Annotated in this window: 2 protein-coding genes; both read left to right on the top strand. The window is 27.5% G+C overall.

Annotated elements, in window-relative coordinates:
- Positions 1–125: 125 nt before the first annotated feature.
- On the top strand, positions 126–422 hold the full coding sequence (locus B2671_RS03235; protein ID WP_346869135.1) for an Rpn family recombination-promoting nuclease/putative transposase: 297 nt from the start codon (positions 126–128) through the stop codon (positions 420–422).
- A 25-nt stretch (positions 423–447) separates the two neighbouring features.
- Positions 448–1,104: an Rpn family recombination-promoting nuclease/putative transposase gene (locus B2671_RS03230; protein ID WP_346869134.1), complete on the top strand. Its 657-nt coding sequence runs from the start codon at positions 448–450 to the stop codon at positions 1,102–1,104.
- The last annotated feature ends 64 nt before the right edge of the window (positions 1,105–1,168 follow it).

Below are 1,168 nucleotides of genomic sequence, written 5' to 3'. Positions count from 1 at the left end.
AATTCTGCTGTTTTTTATGTATTCTAATTTTAAGTTAAATCATACAAAATATTTCCCGAACGAGAATAAGAACAAATGTTTGTGTTAATAATTTAAATAGTAATAAACTAAGAAGGAATTGAGACATGAACAAATTATTAAACCCTAAAAATGATGTTGTATTTCAAAAAATATTCGGAGTAAAAGAGAATGAAAAACTATTAATAAGCTTCTTAAATTCTGTACTAGAACCCATGGGAAATGGAAAAATAAAAAGTATTACTTTAGAAGAGAAAGCACTAAATGTATCTTTGATTGCCAGTGAAAAGCTAAGTATTTTAGATATTAATGTAACAACAGAAAATAGTACTCATATAAATGTAGAAATACAGCTGATAAATCAGTATAATATAAGTGACACTCCGAATTTTACATTTGGTTAAGTGGAACTAACTCATTGGAATGTATATGACAATGAGTCTCCTTTTGTTAAAGGGATTTTACTTATCAAAAATGATATTAAAACAGTTGGTTAAAGGAGATAATTATAATCAACTTAATAAAACTATAACTATAAATATCTTAGATTTTGATTATATTAATGATGAGAAATTCCACAGTAGTTATCATCTATATGAAGACATGACAAAGAAATTACTAAGTGATATTGTTGAAATTCATTTTATAGAGCTTAAGAAGTTCGAAAAATCAAAGAAAGACTATAATAATAAGTTGCATAGATGGTTAAGCTTTTTAATAAATCCAGAGGGAAAGGAGATAGATATAATGAAAAAGGAAGATGCTGAAATTAAGGAAGCAATGGATGTTCTATACAACATCAGTGGAGATAAAGAGTTAATACAACTAGCTGAGATGAGAGATAAAGCTATAAGGGATGAGAAAAGTAGACTTCAGGGTGCTAGAGATGAAGGAAGAGAAGAAGGTAGGCAAGAAGCAAAAAGCGCTTTAGCTAAAAGTACTATAAAACTTTTAAGGAAAAAGTTTAAGGATATTCCAGAGAATATAATAGAGTCTATACTCAAATTACCTTTAGAAAAGATAGAAAAAATTAATGGAGATATATTTGATATAGAGTCCATTGAGGAGTTAAAGCAGTATATTTAATTAGAGATGTATTCCCTATTAAACTAAGTAATTAGAAACACCGAGAAACAGTAGAATTTCAGAA

The organism is Clostridium sp. UBA5119, assembly GCF_002414285.1.
GTDB classification, from domain to species: domain Bacteria; phylum Bacillota; class Clostridia; order Clostridiales; family Clostridiaceae; genus Clostridium_J; species Clostridium_J sulfidigenes.
This window is presented reverse-complemented; position numbering and strand designations above follow the sequence as displayed.